General features: G+C 73.7%; 17 protein-coding genes. 10 read left to right on the plus strand and 7 right to left on the minus strand.

The annotated features are described in order from the left end of the window. Nucleotides 1–32: 32 nt before the first annotated feature. The 5 genes from ACE4Q9_RS31340 (at nucleotide 33) to ACE4Q9_RS31360 (ending at nucleotide 6904) form a co-directional block, all read left to right on the plus strand. Nucleotides 33–890 carry a universal stress protein gene (locus ACE4Q9_RS31340; protein WP_397987886.1) on the plus strand — a complete coding sequence of 286 codons (858 nt, stop codon included), beginning with the start codon at nucleotides 33–35 and terminating at the stop codon, nucleotides 888–890. A gap of 105 nt (nucleotides 891–995) precedes the next feature. Then, the gene (locus ACE4Q9_RS31345) at nucleotides 996–3374 is read left to right on the plus strand and encodes a phosphoketolase (RefSeq protein WP_397987887.1); all 2379 of its coding nucleotides are present in this window, start codon (nucleotides 996–998) and stop codon (nucleotides 3372–3374) included. 367 nt (nucleotides 3375–3741) lie between these two features. Continuing rightward, nucleotides 3742–5460, plus strand: a complete 1719-nt coding sequence (locus ACE4Q9_RS31350; protein WP_397987888.1) for a GAF domain-containing protein — start codon at nucleotides 3742–3744, stop codon at nucleotides 5458–5460. Nucleotides 5461–5571: 111 nt separating this feature from the next. Beyond that, a complete protein-coding gene (locus ACE4Q9_RS31355) occupies nucleotides 5572–6273 on the plus strand; it encodes a CBS domain-containing protein (RefSeq protein WP_397987889.1) in 702 nt (233 codons plus the stop codon). Nucleotides 6274–6304: 31 nt separating this feature from the next. Continuing rightward, nucleotides 6305–6904: a hypothetical protein gene (locus ACE4Q9_RS31360; RefSeq protein WP_397987890.1), complete on the plus strand. Its 600-nt coding sequence runs from the start codon at nucleotides 6305–6307 to the stop codon at nucleotides 6902–6904. An 18-nt stretch (nucleotides 6905–6922) separates the two neighbouring features. Here ACE4Q9_RS31360 and ACE4Q9_RS31365 read toward each other — a convergent pair whose 3' ends face one another. Both ACE4Q9_RS31365 and ACE4Q9_RS31370 read right to left on the minus strand, forming a co-directional pair. Further along, nucleotides 6923–7534, minus strand: a complete 612-nt coding sequence (locus tag ACE4Q9_RS31365) for a CBS domain-containing protein (protein ID WP_397988285.1) — start codon at nucleotides 7532–7534, stop codon at nucleotides 6923–6925. Nucleotides 7535–7596: 62 nt separating this feature from the next. After that, nucleotides 7597–8055, minus strand: coding sequence for a Crp/Fnr family transcriptional regulator (locus ACE4Q9_RS31370; RefSeq protein WP_397987891.1), 459 nt, complete (start codon nucleotides 8053–8055; stop codon nucleotides 7597–7599). 454 nt (nucleotides 8056–8509) lie between these two features. On the opposite strand from ACE4Q9_RS31370, the gene ACE4Q9_RS31375 reads away from it, so the two are divergent. Next, the gene (locus ACE4Q9_RS31375) at nucleotides 8510–8803 is read left to right on the plus strand and encodes a hypothetical protein (RefSeq protein WP_397987892.1); all 294 of its coding nucleotides are present in this window, start codon (nucleotides 8510–8512) and stop codon (nucleotides 8801–8803) included. Nucleotides 8804–8838: 35 nt separating this feature from the next. Here ACE4Q9_RS31375 and ACE4Q9_RS31380 read toward each other — a convergent pair whose 3' ends face one another. The 4 genes from ACE4Q9_RS31380 to ACE4Q9_RS31395 form a co-directional block, all read right to left on the minus strand. After that, nucleotides 8839–9210 (minus strand): STAS domain-containing protein, encoded by a 372-nt coding sequence (locus tag ACE4Q9_RS31380; protein ID WP_397987893.1) that lies wholly within the window; start codon nucleotides 9208–9210, stop codon nucleotides 8839–8841. Between the two features lie 52 nt (nucleotides 9211–9262). Next, nucleotides 9263–10144 carry an ADP-ribosylglycohydrolase family protein gene (locus ACE4Q9_RS31385; RefSeq protein WP_397988286.1) on the minus strand — a complete coding sequence of 294 codons (882 nt, stop codon included), beginning with the start codon at nucleotides 10142–10144 and terminating at the stop codon, nucleotides 9263–9265. Nucleotides 10145–10219: 75 nt separating this feature from the next. Next, nucleotides 10220–11155 carry a M56 family metallopeptidase gene (locus tag ACE4Q9_RS31390; protein WP_397987894.1) on the minus strand — a complete coding sequence of 312 codons (936 nt, stop codon included), beginning with the start codon at nucleotides 11153–11155 and terminating at the stop codon, nucleotides 10220–10222. 6 nt (nucleotides 11156–11161) lie between these two features. Continuing rightward, nucleotides 11162–11539, minus strand: a complete 378-nt coding sequence (locus ACE4Q9_RS31395; RefSeq protein WP_397987895.1) for a BlaI/MecI/CopY family transcriptional regulator — start codon at nucleotides 11537–11539, stop codon at nucleotides 11162–11164. Between the two features lie 158 nt (nucleotides 11540–11697). On the opposite strand from ACE4Q9_RS31395, the gene ACE4Q9_RS31400 reads away from it, so the two are divergent. The 4 genes from ACE4Q9_RS31400 to ACE4Q9_RS31415 all read left to right on the plus strand — a co-directional run bounded on the left by ACE4Q9_RS31400 (nucleotide 11698) and on the right by ACE4Q9_RS31415 (nucleotide 16115). Then, nucleotides 11698–12282: a TerD family protein gene (locus tag ACE4Q9_RS31400; RefSeq protein ID WP_397987896.1), complete on the plus strand. Its 585-nt coding sequence runs from the start codon at nucleotides 11698–11700 to the stop codon at nucleotides 12280–12282. Between the two features lie 112 nt (nucleotides 12283–12394). After that, nucleotides 12395–13564 (plus strand): TerD family protein, encoded by a 1170-nt coding sequence (locus tag ACE4Q9_RS31405; RefSeq protein WP_397987897.1) that lies wholly within the window; start codon nucleotides 12395–12397, stop codon nucleotides 13562–13564. A 156-nt stretch (nucleotides 13565–13720) separates the two neighbouring features. Beyond that, entirely contained in the window at nucleotides 13721–14083 is a 363-nt protein-coding gene (locus ACE4Q9_RS31410) for an ArsR/SmtB family transcription factor (protein ID WP_397987898.1), read from the plus strand. 301 nt (nucleotides 14084–14384) lie between these two features. Further along, a complete protein-coding gene (locus tag ACE4Q9_RS31415; protein ID WP_397987899.1) occupies nucleotides 14385–16115 on the plus strand; it encodes an LCP family protein in 1731 nt (576 codons plus the stop codon). A gap of 11 nt (nucleotides 16116–16126) precedes the next feature. Here the strand turns inward: ACE4Q9_RS31415 and ACE4Q9_RS31420 are convergent, their stop codons facing one another. Beyond that, on the minus strand, nucleotides 16127–16996 hold the full coding sequence (locus ACE4Q9_RS31420; RefSeq protein ID WP_397987900.1) for a class II glutamine amidotransferase: 870 nt from the start codon (nucleotides 16994–16996) through the stop codon (nucleotides 16127–16129). Nucleotides 16997–17189 lie beyond the last annotated feature (193 nt).

Genomic DNA, 17189 nt, shown 5'->3' on the forward strand with positions numbered 1-17189 from the left:
GTCGTCGACCCCTACCAGGGAGAGTGAACACGATGGACCTGCCCGTGCTCGTCGGCGTCGACGGCTCCGAGGAGAGCCTGCGCGCGGTGGACTGGGCCGCCGGGGAGGCCGCCCTGCGCGGGGCACCGCTCCGCCTCGTCTACGCCTCGCTCTGGGAGCGCTACGAGGGTTCCCTCATCGCCCAGGATGTCGGGAAACCGGCCGAGGAGGTGATGGGCGAGGACATCATGAACGCCGCGGGACGCCGGGCCCGGCGGCACCATCCGGGGCTGCGGCTCACCACCTCCGTGCTGGCCGACGAACCGTCGTTCGGGCTGGTGAACGAGAGCAGCACCGCCCGCCTCGTCGTCCTCGGCTGCCGGGGCCGCAACGCCGTCGCCGAACTGCTCCTCGGCTCCGTGAGCCTGTCCGTCGCCGCCCGTGCCCACTGCCCGGTGATCGTGCTGCGCGGCGGGCCCGAGGACCGGCCGGCCCGCGTCGTGGTCGGCGTCGCCGGGAAGGCCGCGGGGCCGGCCGCCGTGCGGTTCGCCGCCGAGGAGGCGGCGCTGCGCGGGGTGCCGCTGGAGGCCGTACGGGCATGGCGGCGGCCCGCGCACGGCACCACCGGGCATCCGCTGCTCGCCGGCGGCCCCGCCCACGCGGAGGAGCAGGAGGCCGCCGAGACGCTGGAAGAGGCCCTACGGGACGTCCCCGAGGGGCTGGAGCAGCACCGGCGCACCGCGGAGGGACACGCCCGGGACGTCCTCGTCGCCGCCTCCCGCGGCGCCGGGCTGCTCGTCGTCGGCGCCCGGCGCCGCACCGGCCGCTTCGGCCCCCGGCTCGGCCGCGTCGCCCACGGGGTACTCCACCACGCGGCCTGCCCGGTGGCCGTCGTACCGGAAACCGACTGACCGCGCCCGCCCGGACGATTCCGCGCCCCCGACTCCCCACGCACACCACCGACTTCGCACGCCCACCACTGACGTCGTACGAACCTGACGCCGATCGGAGTCCTCATGACCGAGGCCGCCTCACGGGAAGCCGCCCTCACCGAGGAGGAGCTGCGCTCCCTGGACGCGCACTGGCGCGCCGCCAACTACCTGGCCGCCGGCCAGATCTACCTCATGGCCAACCCGCTGCTGACCGAGCCGCTGCGCCCCGAGCACATCAAGCCGCGGCTGCTCGGCCACTGGGGCACCTCGCCCGGACTCAACCTCGTCTACACCCACCTCAACCGCGTCATCAAGGCCCGCGACCTGGACGCGCTGTGCGTGTGGGGGCCGGGGCACGGCGGCCCGGCCGTCCTCGCGGGCTCCTGGCTGGAGGGCAGTTACAGCGAGATCTACCCGGACATCAGCCGGGACGGGGCCGGCATGGAGCTGCTGTTCCGGCAGTTCTCCTTCCCCGGCGGCGTGCCCAGCCATGTGGCCCCCGAGACGCCCGGCTCCATCCACGAGGGCGGCGAACTCGGCTACTCCCTCGCGCACGCCTACGGCGCCGCCTTCGACAACCCCGATCTGCTGGTGACCTGCGTGATCGGCGACGGCGAGGCGGAGACCGGGCCGCTCGCCGCGTCCTGGCACTCCGACAAGTTCCTCGACCCGGTGCACGACGGCGCCGTCCTGCCCATCCTGCACCTCAACGGCTACAAGATCGCCAACCCGACCGTGCTCTCCCGGCTCCCCGAGAGCGAACTCGACGCCCTGCTGCGGGGATACGGCCACGAACCGCTGTACGTCGGCGGCGACGAGCCCGCCGAGGTGCACCGCGCCCTCGCCGCCGCCCTGGACGACGCGCTGGACCGGATCGCGCGGATGCACCGCGGCGCCCGCGAGGACGGGGCCACCGAGCGGGTGCACTGGCCGGTGATCGTGCTGCGCACCCCCAAGGGCTGGACCGGTCCCGCCGAGGTGGACGGCGTACCGGTCGAGGGCACCTGGCGGGCCCACCAGGTGCCGCTGCCGGGCGTGCGCGAAAACCCCGAGCACCTGCGGCAGTTGGAGCGGTGGCTGCGCTCGTACCGGCCCGAGGAACTCTTCGACACGGACGGACGGCCGCGTGCCGACGTGCTCGCCTGCGTCCCCGAGGGCCCCCGGCGCCTCGGGTCCAACCCGCACGCCAACGGCGGCGTCCTGCTGCGCGACCTGCCGCTGCCGCCCCTGGACACCTTCGCGGTGGCCGTCGACAAACCGGGCACCGCCCTGCACGAACCCACCCGGATCCTCGGCGACCTCCTCGAACAGGTCATGGCGGACACCCGCGAGCGCCGGGACTTCCGCCTCGTCGGCCCGGACGAGACCGCCTCCAACCGGCTCCAGGCCGTCTTCGACGCCAGCGGCAAGGCATGGCAGGCCGGCGTCCTGCCGGTGGACGAGCACCTGGACCGGCACGGACGGGTGCTGGAGATCCTCTCCGAACACCTCTGCCAGGGCTGGCTGGAGGGGTATCTGCTCACCGGCCGGCACGGACTGTTCTCCTGCTACGAGGCGTTCGTGCACATCGTCGACTCGATGGTCAACCAGCACATCAAGTGGCTCAAGACATCGCGGCGGTTGACGTGGCGGGCCCCCGTCGCCTCGCTCAACTACCTGCTCACCTCGCACGTCTGGCGCCAGGACCACAACGGCTTCTCGCACCAGGACCCCGGCTTCGTGGACCACGTCCTCAACAAGAGCCCCGAGGTGGTCCGCGTCTATCTGCCGCCGGACGCCAACACCCTGCTGTCGGTGGCCGACCACGTGCTGCGCAGCCGCGACTACGTCAACGTCGTCGTCGCCGGAAAGCAGCCCTGCTTCGACTGGCTGACCATGGACCAGGCCCGCGCCCACTGCGCGCGCGGCGCCGGGATCTGGGAGTGGGCGGGCACGGAGAACGGCGGCGAACCCGATGTCGTCCTCGCCTGCGCGGGCGACGTCCCCACCCAAGAGGTGCTGGCCACCGCCCAGTTGCTGCGCCGGCACCTGCCCGACCTCGCGGTGCGGGTGGTCAACGTCGTCGACATGACCCGGCTGCTGCCGCACGACGAACACCCGCACGGGATGACCGACTTCGAGTACGACGGCCTGTTCACCACCGACAAGCCCGTCATCTTCGCCTACCACGGCTATCCCTGGCTGATCCACCGGCTCGCCTACCGCCGCACCGGCCACCGGAACCTGCACGTGCGCGGCTACAAGGAGTCGGGCACCACGACCACGCCCTTCGACATGGTCGTCCGCAACGACCTCGACCGCTACCGCCTCGTCATAGACGTCATCGACCGCGTCCCCGGCCTCGCGGTCCGCGCCGCCGCCGTCCGCCAGACCATGGCCGACGCCCGCAGCCGCCACCACGACTGGATCCGCGCCCACGGCACGGACCTGCCGGCGGTCGCGGAGTGGACCTGGGGCGGCTGAGGTCCGGCACCGCCCGCGTGGCGCGCCCCGTCCGGCGGGGCGTGCGGGCCGGACGGCCCATGTCCTGCGGCGACGACCACCCCGCCGGGCGGGCGGGGTCAACGCCGCGAGGGAGCGGCACCGCGGGGGATCGGTGCCGCTCCTGAGGACACTCTCGCCCGGCTCGTACGCGTCTCGCCAGTGCCGTTCGGACCCGCACCGGGGGCCGTACGGCCCGGCCCGTCCGCCGCGGCACATGCCCCCGGCATGCCGAGGATCACAGGTCGACGAGGGGACGGCCGCGTGTCCCTCCCCTGCCCCGAGCGGCTACCGTGTCCCTCGGAACCCGTCGGTTCGCGGCCTGGGCCGACGGGAAGTGGAGGGCGTGGTGACCGGAACGGAGGAGCCCCGCGTGCGGCTGCCGCAGCTGAAGCTGGACGAGCTGCTGGAGGAGCTGCAAGCGAGGATCGACGCGGCCCGCGGCACCCGCGACCGGGTGCACAGCCTGCTGGAGGCGGTCCTCTCCGTCGGCCGCGAACTCGACCTGGAACAGGTCCTGCACTCCATCGTGGAGGCCGCGGCGGCGCTGGTGGACGCCAAGTACGCGGCCCTCGGCGTCATCGGCCCGGACGGCACGACCCTCGCCGCGTTCCACACCGTGGGCCTCTCCGAGGAGCGGATCGCCGAGATCGGCCCCTACCCGGAGGGCCACGGCATCCTGGGCGAGCTGATCCGCCACCCGGAGCCCCTGCGGCTGCCGAAGCTCTCCGCCCACCCGGCGTCGTACGGCTTCCCGCCCGGCCACCCGCCGATGAACACCTTCCTCGGCGTCCCGATCCGCGTCCGCGACCAGGTCTTCGGCAACCTGTACCTCACCGAGAAGCGCGGCGGGGCCGACTTCGACGAGGAGGACGAGTCGGTCCTCGCCACCCTCGCCGTCGCCGCCGGCGTCGCCATCGACAACGCCCGCCTCTACGAGGACTCCCGGCTGCGCGAACGCTGGCTGATGGCGAACGCCGAGATCAGCCGCAGCCTGATGTCCGGCAGCGAACGCGCCGAGGCCCTGGACCTGATCGCCGAACACGCCCGCGAGATCACCGGCTCGGCCCTCGCCGCCGTGGCGATGCCGATGCCGGACACCGAGGTGCTCGGCGTGGAGATCGCCGTGGGCGCCCAGGCCGACGCCCACCGCGGTCTCGTGCTGCCCCTGGACCGGACCCTGATGGGCCTGGCCTTCACCGCCGCCGCCCCGGTCACCAGTGACGACGTCGCCCACGACGCCCGTGTCCGCCAGGATCCGCCGCGCTTCGACGGCCTCGGCCCCGCCGTCGCCGTCCCGATCGGCACCGGCGAGGGCGGTGCCCGCGGTGTGGTCCTGCTGGCCCGCGAGAGCGACCGGCCCGTGTTCTCGGAGAGGGAGACCGAGATGCTGCGGGGCTTCGCCGCGCAGGCCGCGATCGCCATGGAGCTCGCCCAGCGCCGGCAGGCCGCCCAGCAGATCGCGCTCCTGGAGGACCGCGACCGTATCGCCCGCGACCTGCACGACCTCGCCATCCAGCGCCTCTTCGCCACCGGCATGACCCTCCAGAGCGCGGGCCGCTTCATCGAGCACCCGCAGGCCTCCGAGCGGGTCCTGCGTGCCGTGGACGACCTGGACGAGACGATAAAGATCATCCGCTCCACCATCTTCGGGCTGCGCGCCCGCGAGGGCGCCGCGGCCGGCGGGCTGCGCGCCCGCGTGGTGAGGGTGGCCGGCGAGGCCGCCCCGGTGCTCGGCTTCGCGCCCAGCGTGCGCATGGAGGGCCTGGTCGACACCGACGTCCCCGGCGAGATCGCCGACCACGTGGTCGCCGTACTCTCCGAGGCCCTCACCAACATCGCCCGGCACGCCCATGCCGACCGGGCCGAGGTGCTGCTCACCGCCGACGGCCGCGAGGTGCGCCTGCGGGTCCGCGACAACGGCGTCGGCATCCCCGCCGGGGGCCGGCGCAGCGGGCTGCGCAACATGGCGGAACGCGCCCAGCGGCTCGGCGGCCGGCTCGACGTGACGAGAAGCGAGGGCGGCGGCGCCACACTGGAGTGGCGGGTCCCGCTGACCCCGGCCTGACCCGGCGCCGGGACCGGTGGGCACCCGGTCGGGGCCGCCCGGCCCATGACACCGGGCGGGCGGCGGCCACAGACTGAACGTGCGCACGGCACCAGAGCCCTGGAGGAAGCCATGGACGGCACTCCGACCACCGTGGACGACGTGATGACCCGCAGGGTGCTCGCCCTGCGCACCGGCGCGGGCTTCAAGGACATCGTGCAGGCCATGCGCGAGTGGCGGGTCGGCGCCGTGCCCGTGCTGGACGACGCCGGACACGTGGTCGGCGTCGTCTCCGAGGCGGATCTGCTGCCCAAGGAGGAGTACCGCGACCGCGACCTCGACCGGTACGGCAGGACGCGCCACCTCGCGGAGCCGGCGAAGGCCGGGGCGGCGAGCGCGCGGGAGCTGATGACCACCCCGCCGGTCACCGTGGCCCCGGACGCCACCCTCGGCCACGCCGCGCGCGTCATGGCGCGCGCCCACGTCAAGCAGCTGCCGGTCGTGGACCCGGAGGGCACCCTGGTGGGCATCGTGAGCCGCTCCGACCTGCTGAAGGTGTTCCTGCGCGGCGACCCGGAGATCGCCGGGGAGGTCGGCCGCGAGGTCGTGACCCGTCTCTTCGGCCCCGAAGCGGCCGGGATCCGGGTGGAGGTGCACGATGGTGTGGTGACGCTCAGCGGCCGGGTCCGGGACACCGCGCTCGTACCGCTCGCCGCGCGCCTCGCGCGGGCCGTGCCCGGCGTGGTGGACGTGCGGTGCGCGCTGGCCGGGCCGCCGCGCCACCCGGATCTGGACCCGGACCTGCCGGACGCCGAGTCGGCCGGCACCCGCTGAGGGGCCGCCGGCGGAAGAGGAGGCGGTGACGATGACACGGACACCTGCCACGGCGGTCAGGCCGGTACGGCTGTGGCGGTGGCGGCGCAATCCGCTGCGCCGGCACAGCGATGTCGTCGAGGCCTGGATCGTCCTCGCCAGCTGGCTGCTCGTCCTGGTCTGCGGGGTCCTCGCGGGGCTGCTCGCGGCCCAGGCGTCCGCCGCGTCGTACGCCGCCCGGCTCGCGCGGGTGCACCCCGTCACGGCGGTGCTCACCGACCCGGCCGTCACCTCACCCTCCGGCAGCGGCTATGACGACGGGCGGGTGTGGGCCACCGTGCGCTGGACCGACGCGGACGGCTCGGTGCACACCGACCGGGCGAAGGTCGCCCCCGGCGCCCCCGCCGGAAGCAGCGTCACGGTCTGGGCGGACCGCGCCGACCGCATCGTCACCTCGCCGGTCACCGGTGCCTCGGCCGACCTCCAGGCGGCCCTGACCGGCGTCCTCGTCGGCCCGGCGGCCGGCACCGCCGTGTGGTGCGCGGGCCGGCTGGTCCGGGGCCGGCTCATCCGGCGCAGGATGGCCGAGTGGGACGAGGAGTGGAAGCAGATAGGACCGCGCTGGGGCAACCTCAGCGGCGGCCGCGGCTGAACGGCGACGCGGGAACGCTCAGCCCTCCGTGAGATGGCAGTCCACCCCTACGACGCCCTCCACGCCCCGCACCATGTGCACCGCGAGCGGGATCCGCGTACCGTCCGTGACCTTCCCGGTCAGCGTCACGACCCCGTCGACCACCACGACGTGCAGCGGCTCGACCGGTGCCGGGAACAGCACGTCCAGCACGTCGCGCCGGATCTCGTCGGCCAGTTCACGGTCCTCGCGCAGGAACACCTTGAGCAGGTCACCCCGGCTGACCACGCCCTCCAGCACCCCCTCCGACGTCACCACCGGCAGCCGCTTGACGCGCTTGAGCGCCATGATGCGTGCCGCCTCGGCGAGCGTGGCATCCGCGTGCACGGTGACCGCGGGCGTGCTCATCAGCTCCTCCGCGCTCACCCCTCCGGCCTTGGCCAGGTCGCCCAGCCGGCGCCGCTGGGTCATCCGGTCGGGATCACTGTCCCGGAACTCCTCCTTGGGCAGCAGATCCGCCTCGGAGACCACGCCGACCACCCGGCCGTCGCCCTCCAGCACCGGCAGGGCGCTGACGTGCCACTGCTCCATCCGCGCCACGATGTCCTTGAACAGGGCGGTACGCCCCACCGCCACCGCGGCGCGCGTCATCACGTCGCCGACCCGGCTCGGGCCCCCGGTGGTGCGGGCCTCCCGCGCGGGCGGCCGGGCGGTCACTCGAGGCTCCCGCTGCCGTAGGGCGCGTAGAGGTCGAGCAGCCGGATGCGGGAGGCGTGCAGCCGCTGGGCGACCACGCGGCCGACCCAGCGGGCGATCGCCCGCCCGAACTCCGGGTCCTCGTCGCAGCGGCCGAGCACCGGGCCGGCATCGAACTCCCAGGCCCGGACCGGGCTCGTCGCCTCGGCGCCCAGCTGCCAGATGTGCGGCGGGAAGTGCCAGGACCAGCCGATCAGTTCGCCGTAGCCGAGCGTCTCGATGACGGCGGGCCGGCGGCCGGGCACCCGCAGATCGAGGGCGACGGAGCCGGTGCGCACGATCCAGAAGCGGTCGGCGCGCCGCCCCTCCTCGAACAGCCGGGTGCCGGCCTCGAAGGAGACCTCGCGGGCGAGGGCCATCAGCCGATCGCGCTGTACGGGGTCGAGTGCCGTGGCCATGGTGGTGGCGGAGGTCATCGCATCGGCTCCCTTCCTGGGGTCGTGATCCCAGCGTGGGCGTCTGTGCCCGGCGCCGCCACAGGTCGCCCGGACCCGGCGCGGGGGCCGTTCGGCCCACGGACGGGCGCGGGTACCGAACGGAACCGGGGCATCGCCGAGGCGGGACGCGACCGGGGCGGAGCGGGGCGGGGACGGGGCGGGGAAAGCCACCCGCTTCTCGCGGATCCGGATTGCGCGGTGCGCGGCTCCCGGCCGCTTCTCCGCGTCTCGACGGCTCTCCCCGCCACCACCAGCACACCACGAGATCCGCCGGCGCACCAGTGCCGCCCGGTAGCGGGCCGCTCTGGCAAGGGGGGCCGCAGGGCCCGAGCCGGACGCCGCCCCGATGGCGCACCATGGAGGACAAGCGTAGGGGGATATAAACACGCAAACCCGTCGAGGGGGCGCGGAGCGGAGAAGAGAGGCTGAGAGCATGGTCTTCGCATCTTGGACCACCCCCGGAGTCTTCACCGGCCGGGGCGGTGCCCGCACCGTGGAGGCGGGCGTCCTCACCGGCGACCTGACCGTCCACACCACCTGGGACGGCCGCGAGGCCGATGTGTCGGTGCAGTACAGCGGCACCTCCGAGTGGTTCACGCTCAGCGGCAGCCCGGTGCCCTGCCGCTCCGAACGCGCCAGCCGGGACCTGCACCAGGAGGTCGTCGAGTCCATCAGGAAGGGTGCCGAGGCCACCGTCCCGCCGTTCCACCAGACCGCCACCCCATAGCGGCGCACGGGCAGGACGCGTCCGGCGACGGCGCGTCAGGCGTCCAACGCCTCCCGCACGCCCGGATAGCAGCGGATCAGGTCGGTGAGCCCGACCAGCTCCAGGGTGCGCAGCACGGGTCTGCGCACCCCGGCCAGGCGCAGCCAGCCATCCGGCTCATGGGCCTGGTGGGCGGCGATCAGGACGTTGATGCCGCTGGAGTCCATGAACCCCACCCCGGCGAGGTCGGCGACCGTGTGCGGCGCCGCCCCGGTCGCCACGGGCATCAGCGCGCGCCGCAGGACGCCCGCGGTCCGGTGGTCGACCTCGCCGGTCACCGTGACCACGACGGCCCCGTCGTGCGCCGCCCGGCCGACCGCCAGCCCGTCCGGCTCCAGTGATTCCTCGGTGCTCGCCCTGTCTGTCACCCTTACCCCGGCCCTGTTCGAAGGTCCCTGAAGGCCCCTGCCCGACCCCCGCTCACCGGCCGCCTGCCCCGTTTTCCCCGGACGATGCCGCCCCGGCGCCCGGCAGCGGTTCCCGGCGCTCCAGCCAGGCGCGCGGTACGGCCGCCACTCCGGTGCGCGCGGCCACGATGCCCCCGGCGATGGCACACGTGGTGTCCACGTCGCCGTACCCCTCCGCGGTGCTCCACAGGGCGGCCACGAGGTCACAGGAGTGGCGGGCGGCGCACCAGACGGCGAACGGCACCGTGTCGTCGGCGCGGATCCGCCGCCCGCTGCCGAGCAGGTCCGAGGCGCGCGCGGGCTCGGTGGCGAAGGGCACCTCGGTGGCGCGGGCCAGCCCGTCTTGGACCGCGCCGTCCGGGGTCAGGGCGGCCACGTCGGCGACGGTCAGCGCGCCCCGTGCGGACAGCGCGGCCGCGACCGCCACGGCGACCGTTCCGGCGATGCCCTCGGGGTGGGCGTGGGTGACCTCGGCGGAGCGCGTCGCCTCCGCGACGACTCGGGTCAGGCTGCCGTGGAAGAACGCGCCGAGCGGTGCCACCCGCATCGCCGCGCCGTTGCCGAGACTGCCCTGCCCGCCGAACAGCTCGCGCGCGGACTCCCGCCATCGGTCCGGGAGTTCGAGCAGGCGCGGCAGCAACTGGTGCATGCCGTGGCCGTATCCCCGGCCGGGATCGGCGTCGTAGCCGAGGGCGAAGGCGAGGGCCAGTTCGCGCGGGCGGATCTCGCCGTGTTCGTCCAGCACCCGCAGCAGGGCGAGGGCCATCGCCGTGTCGTCGGTCCAGCGCCAGGGCGATTCCTCGGGGGCCTGCCGGGCGCGGATCTCCCGCGCCCGGCGGTGGGGTTCGCGAAAGAGCGGGAACCAGCGTTCGCCGAAGGCGTCGCCGAGCGCCAGTCCTCCAGGCTGCGGCGGGCGGCGGCGCGGTCCGTGGTCGCGGTGGCGGTCATGGCCCCGATTCTGCCCGGCGGCTCACAGCGGTGTGGCGGCGTGCAGCACAAAGGCCAGGGTGAGCGCGGAGTTGGCCGAGAACATCGCGGACAGCGCGGCCCCGGTGGCCGCGGTCCACACCGCGAGACCCGCCGTCGTGAACAGGGACGGCCAGGCACGGGCGGCGGGTGCGGGACCGAGGAGCGCGGCGACCCGGCGGGGGAGCGGTCCCGGCGCGGCGAGTGCGGGCAGCGTCGGGGCGGGCGCCGGGCCGGTGGCGGCCAGCGCCGCCCTGCCGATCGCACGGGCCACCACCCGGCGGCTGCCCACGGCCCGCGCGGCCTCCTCGTCCGCCCACCGCTCCGCCGTGTACGCCACCGCGGTGCGCAGCGGCAGCAGGAACGGGTTGGCGCGGGCGGCCAGCCGGACCAGCAGCAGATGGCGGTGGTGCCGGGCAGTGAGATGGGCCCGCTCGTGCGCGAACAGCGCGCGGCGCTCCCGCGCGGCCAGCGAGCCGAGCATCCCCGTGGACACCACGATCCGGTCTCGCCCGCCGCCGGGCAGCGCGTAGGCGTACGGCGCCGGGTCCGCCAGCACGGCCACCTCGGTGCGCGGCAACCCGGCCAGCGCCCGGTGGGCCCGCCGCCGTACCCGTACATGGCGGGCCAGGGTGCGGGCGCACGCGGCGAGGACCGCGAGCAGTGCGGGGATGGCGGCCTTGCCCGCGATCTCGTGCCGGGGCACGCTCGCGCGCACCTCCGGGTCCGACCAGCCGTCCGGCAGCGGATTGCCGGGCAGTTGGGCGGTGCCGACCACCATCAGCAGGGCCAGGCACACCGTGCTGCACAGCGCCATCACGGTGGACACCGAGGTCAGCAGCACGGTCGCGGTGCGCGGGTGCAGCCGCTGCTCGGCCAGCCGGGCGATCGGCCACGCGGTCAGCGGCAGGACCAGGGGCAGGAAGACGAAGATTCCCATGTGCGCTCAGTCTTCGCCGGATTCCAGCAGTTCGCGCAGCAGCCGTTCGTCGCCCTCGGGCAGCGCGGTGATGAAGCTCGCCAGCACCGCGTGCCGGTCCTGCTCGCCGTCCAGGACCCGGCGCATCTTCAGCGCGGCCAGGCCCGCCTCGTCGGCGGCCGGGAGCCACACGAAGGAGCGTCCCTCGCGCCTGCGGGTGACGGCGTTCTTCGCCAGCAGCCGGCCCAGGACCGTCATCACGGTCGTATAGGCGAGCCCCGCGGCCAGATGGTCCCGCACCCAGCCCGCGGTCACCGGACCGCCGGCTTCGTGCAGCGCCCCGAGCACCCGTGTCTCCAGTGCCCCCTGCGCCCTGCGCCGACGGTGCGCGTCCGGCTCCGCCACCCGCGTTCTCCCTTCCTGCCTGCCGCCCGTGTGCCTCAACCCCTCGTGCCGAAGGGGCGTCACATCGTACAGAGCGGACCTGCGCCGGCTTTCTTCTACAGTGTTGTAGATTCACACCGGCGAACCGGTGAGGGCGACAAGAGCAAGGGAGCGGACCCGTGTCGGTCAACCTGAGCAAGGGTCAGCGGATCAGCCTCGACAAGGCGGACGGCGGCGCACTGGACGCCGTGCGGATGGGCCTGGGCTGGCGGGCCGCGCCACGCAAGGGGTTCCTGGCCAAGCTGGCCGGCACCCGTGAGATCGACCTGGACGCCTCCGCCCTGCTGTTCGCGGGCGGCCGGCTCGCGGACGTCGTCTTCTTCCGTCATCTGGCCAGCGACGACGGCTCCGTACGCCACCTCGGGGACAACCTCGTCGGCGGCGCGGGCGCCGGGAGCGACGACGAGGTCATCCTGGTGGACCTGGCGCGGGTGCCCGGCCATGTCGACCAGATCGTGTTCACCGTCAACTCCTTCACCGGGCAGACCTTCGGCGAGGTGCGGGACGCCTTCTGCCGCCTGGTCGACGAGCGGACCGGGGCGGAACTCGCCCGCTACACCCTCAGCGGCGGCGGCGCGTACACGGCGCAGATCATGGCGAAGCTCCATCGCACCGGCGGCGGCTGGCAGTTGCAGGCCATCGGCGCACCGGCCTCGGGGCGCACCTTCCAGGACCTGCTGCCCGCGATCAGCGCGCACTTGTGACCTTCTTGGCCGAATCATTGCGTGCGTCATCGCGTGCGCGTGGAACCGGCGGCGGGCGGAACTCGTTGATCATCATGGACGCGGATTCCCGCGGTGGCTGTGGAGGACATGCATGAGCACGACCCTGACCAAGGGCGGCAATGTGTCGCTGAGCAGGCAGGCCCCCGGCCTGACTGCCGTGACGGTCGGGCTGGGTTGGCAGACCGGCCCCGGTTACGAGCCGGACGGCAGCGCGCTGCTGTGCGACGGGACCGGCCGGGTCCTGTCCGACGAGCACTTCGTCTTCTTCAACAACCCGAGCAGCCCGGACGGTTCCGTCCGGCACGACGGCCAGGGCCGGCCCGCCGGCGAGGACGACCAGCGGATCCGGATCGACCTCACGCGTCTCCCGGACGCCGTGGAGAAGATCGTCTTCCCGGTCTCCCTGTACGACGCGGCGCGTCGCGGCCACACCTTCGGACAGGTGCGGCGCGCTCATATCCGCGTCCTCGACCAGGACGGCGGCACCGAACTGGCCCGCTACGAGGTGACCGGCGGCGCCCTCTCCCAGGAGACGGCGCTGGTCCTCGGCGAGCTGTACCGGCACGGCGCGGAGTGGAAGTTCCGCGCCGTGGGCCAGGGTTACGCCTCCGGCCTCGCGGGCATCGCGGGCGACTACGGGGTGTCGGTGCTGGGGGAGGCGGCCGAGCCGGTGCAGGAGCCGGTGCCGGTGCCGGTGTCGCAGAAGGCTCCGGCGGCGCCCGAACCGGCGCCTCGGCAGGCCCCGGCTCCGCCCGTCCCCCCGCCTCCGCCCGCCCTGCCGGGGGCATCCGTGTCCGCCGTTTCCCCGCATCCCACCGGGAGTTCCCCCATGACCTGTTTCTTCGACCCCAACCACGGCCCCGGTGTGACGACCGTGACCTGGTCCCCGCAGTGGGGCGTGCCCCGGCCCGTCCAGACGTGCGGCGCCTGCGCCCAGCGGGTGCAGACCACGGTGCCGCCCTTCTACACCCCGCCCCAGCAGGGCTACCCCCAGCCGGTGGCACCGGGCTACCCGCAGCAGGGCTATCCCCAGCAGGGCTACCCGCAGCAGGGCTACCCGCAGCAGGGATACGCCCAGCCCTACGACGACCGCCCGCACGAGTACCGCCACCACGACCACGAGGAGCACGGCGGTGGCCGCCGGTTCGGCACCGGCGCGCTCATCGGCGCCGGCGCGGCCGGACTCATCGGCGGCGCGCTGCTGAACGAGGCGTTCGACGACGACGAACCGGAAGTCGTCAACAACTTCTACGAGGACTGACACCCGCTCCCCGCAGCCAGCGCCGCCCGTCGCACGACGCGCCCCCCGCCCCACGGCGGTCCGGACCCGGCCCCGGACCGCCGTGCGGTTCCGGACGCCTAGACTGGGGCCGCGCATCTGCGTCGGCTGTGCTGAGGGCGGGGACGGGAGAGGGTCGTGACGGAGAACGCCGGGGGGTACGACGATCCGCCCGCCGAGGTGCTGGCCGAGGCCGCCGCCGCGTTCGGACTGCTCGCCTCCTCCGCCCGGCTCCATCTGATGTGGGCGTTGTCACAAGGTGAGAGCGATGTCACGCACCTCGCCGACCGGGTGGGCGGCGCCCTGCCAGCGGTCAGCCAGCATCTGGCCAAGCTGAAGCTCGCCGGGCTCGTCCGCTCCCGGCGCGAGGGCAGACGGCAGGTCTACTACATCGACGACCCCGATGTGGTGACCCTCGTCCGTGCGATGGTCGGCCAGCTGACCGCCCGCGCCCGGCACACCGCCGCGCCCGCTCGCCGGCTGCACGGGATCGGCGGCTGAGCGTCACCGGCCTTCGCGTTCACCGGGCTCCAGGCTTGGGTAAGAGCGCGCGCCTGTACGCTCCGCTCACAGACGGGGCGCGTAGACTCCGGCTGCCGTACCGCCCCGCCCAGGGCTCGCCGGTGCGATGAGGTGCCTCACCTGTGAATCTCGTGTGCATCCCTGCCGTACCGGAACCTTTGTTTGTTAGATTGCGCAACTACGCAATCAAGGTGGGGCGGCACGTCACCGCCTCGTACACCACCGCGCATGCCAGGCCGCAGCGTCGACGGCCCGGCCCTACCGTTCAGGGGAGTGGGAGATGAGCGACCCGTGGGACGGGCCGGCCGGCCAGGCCACGCGCCGCCGTGACCGACGGGTGCCCGGCCAGCGGGCCCCCGAGCCGGACGGTGCCGGTGCCGAGGCGGCACCCGCCGAGGACCGCCCCCAGGGCGGCCGGGCCGCGGCCCGTGCGGCCGCCCGCTCCCGCAGCGCGAAACGCGCCCGCAGGGCCCGCCCGGTGCCGCGCGCCAAGCGCGTGCTGAAGATCGCCGCGATATCCGTGTCCACGCTCATCGTGGTCACCGCCGGTGCCGGCTGGTGGTTCTACGACCACCTGAACGGCAACATCCAGAGCTTCTCCCTCGACGGCAAGGGCGGCACCGAGAAGCCCGACGCGTTCGGCCGCACCCCGATCAACATCCTGGTGATGGGATCGGACGGGCGTACCAGCGCGGCGGACTGCGAGCTGGGCGGCGGCTGTGCGCACACCGGGGTGCAGACCGGGAGCAACGCGGACGTGGAGATGGTGGTGCACATATCCGCCGACCGCTCCAACGCCACCGTGATGAGCATCCCGCGCGACACCATGACCCAGGTTCCGGCCTGCAAGAATCCGGTGAACGGGCAGTCGACCGCGGGCTACTACGGCCAGATCAACAGCGCCCTCCAGTACGGCCCCGCCTGCCAGGCGCAGACCGTGCACCAGCTCACCGGCATCACCATCGACCACTTCGTCAAGCTCGACTTCTCCGGTGTGGTCAAGATGTCCGACGCGGTCGGCGGCGTCCCGGTGTGTGTCAGCGACAACGTCTACGACACCTACTCGCATCTGAAGCTGTCCAAGGGCACCCACACCCTCAAGGGCGTCGCGGCCCTGGAGTTCGTGCGCTCCCGGCACGGCTTCGGCGACGGCAGCGACCTGGGCCGCACCATCTCCCAGCACATCTTCCTCAGTTCGATGATCCGCAAGTTCAAGAGCGCGGGCACCCTCACCGACCCCGGCGCCGTCTACGACCTCGCGGACGCCGCCACCAAGGCGCTCACCGTGGACAACGGCCTCGACACGGTGAAGAAGCTGATCGGACTCGCCGCGGACGTGAACAAGGTCCCCACCAAGCGGATGACCTTCACGACCATGCAGACGGCGGCCGACCCGGCCAACGACAACCGCGTGGTGGTGGGCCCCGGCGCCAAGGCGCTGTTCGCCGCCATCGCCAACGACCAGTCCCTGACCACCGGTTCCGGCGGCAAGAGCGCGGCGGCCGCCGCCACCAAGAAGGCCACCGCGCCCAGCGTGCCCGCCGCGCAGATCGCCGTGACGGTCGAGAACGGCACCGCCGTCACCGGCCGGGCCTCCGACATCGCCACCGTGCTCACCGACCAGGGCTTCAGCTCCGGTACCACCACGGCCAACGCGCCGAGCCCGTCGGCGACCACCACGCTCACCTACGGCACCGGGCAGAAGGGCGAGGCTCAGACCGTCGCCAAGGCGCTCGGGCTGTCCGGCTCACACCTCAAGCAGGGCACCGGCACCGGCCTGACGTTGGTCATCGGCGGCGACTGGGCGAGCGGCACCACCTTCCCCGGCGGCTCCTCCGGCGGCACCTCCGACACCAAGACGGCGGTCGCCAACGCCCACGCCTCCACGGCCGACGAGGCCAAGGCGTGCGCCAAGGTCAGCCCCTACAAGACCGTCACCCTCAACGGGGTCTCCATGACGCCGTCCGAGGCGTACGCGGAGGCCAGGGACAAGCCGGACTCGGACTCCTGAGCCGGGCGCCGTCAGGAGGGCCGCTGCGAGGCCGCCGCGTCGGGGCGCAGATCGGCGAGGGTGAGCGGATGCGCCGGCGGGTCGGGCAGCAGGACGCGCGAGGTGACTTGGAGGTCGCGGCCGGCGTGCAGCAGCTCGCCGGGGGCCAGCAGCCGCCAGTGCGGGCTCTCGTCCAGGGGCTCGCTGGCCACCACGACGGACGACAGGTCGGCCAGCGCCGCCGAGTGCACCCGCAGCCGTCCGTGCCGGCCGGTGTGGTCGAGGTGCCGTGACCCGTGATGGCCGCCCGCGGGCCGCTCCAGCACATACAGCTCGTGGGTGTCCGGATAGCGCAGCGCCCACAACTCGCCGGCCGTGACGAGGATGACGTTCAGCGCGAACAGCGGCAGGTTCCCGGCGACCCAGCGGGCCGCGGCGGTGAGCCCCGCGGACACATCACCGCCGTGTGCCTCGGTCTCCCGCGTGACGAGGGCGAAGAACCGCTCGGAGTCGGTGTCGCCGTGCACCAGGGCGCGGTCCTCGCCCAGGTGACGGTCGAGCAGATCGAGCCCCTCGATCACCCCGTTGTGCGCGAACAGCCGGCCCCGCTGCTCGAAGGGGTGCGTGTTGCGCACGTCCAGGCCGCCCGTCGAGGCGTACCGGATGTGCGCGAGGAAGGCGGCCGATTCCACCTCCCGTGCCTCCTCGGCGAACGCCCGGTCCTCGTAGGCGGCGATCGGCGCCTTGTGCACCTCGGGTGTGCCGTCGGCCCGGTAGTACCCGAGGCCGGTGCCGTCCGGCTCGCGGTGGCTCTGCGCGCTGAGGCTGTCGGGCGCCTCCAGCAGCCAGAAGGTGGCACGGGTGCGACGGGGAGCGCTGGTCAGCCCGAACAAGCGGCACACGGGGTCCTCCGAACAGAAGGCGTCCTCCGAACAAAAGGTCAATCTGTTCCTACCCCAGGCAAAAGGAAGATACCGGGACGGCAATGCATTTTGTTTTCCACCCGGGATCCCGTCGGCGGCTTGCACAGTGTGGAGGTGCGGTCACCCGGCCGTCATCTGGACCACGCACCATGCACAGCACCATGCGCACAAG

It is taken from the genome of Streptomyces sp. AM6-12 (assembly GCF_044327085.1).
GTDB lineage: Bacteria > Actinomycetota > Actinomycetes > Streptomycetales > Streptomycetaceae > Streptomyces.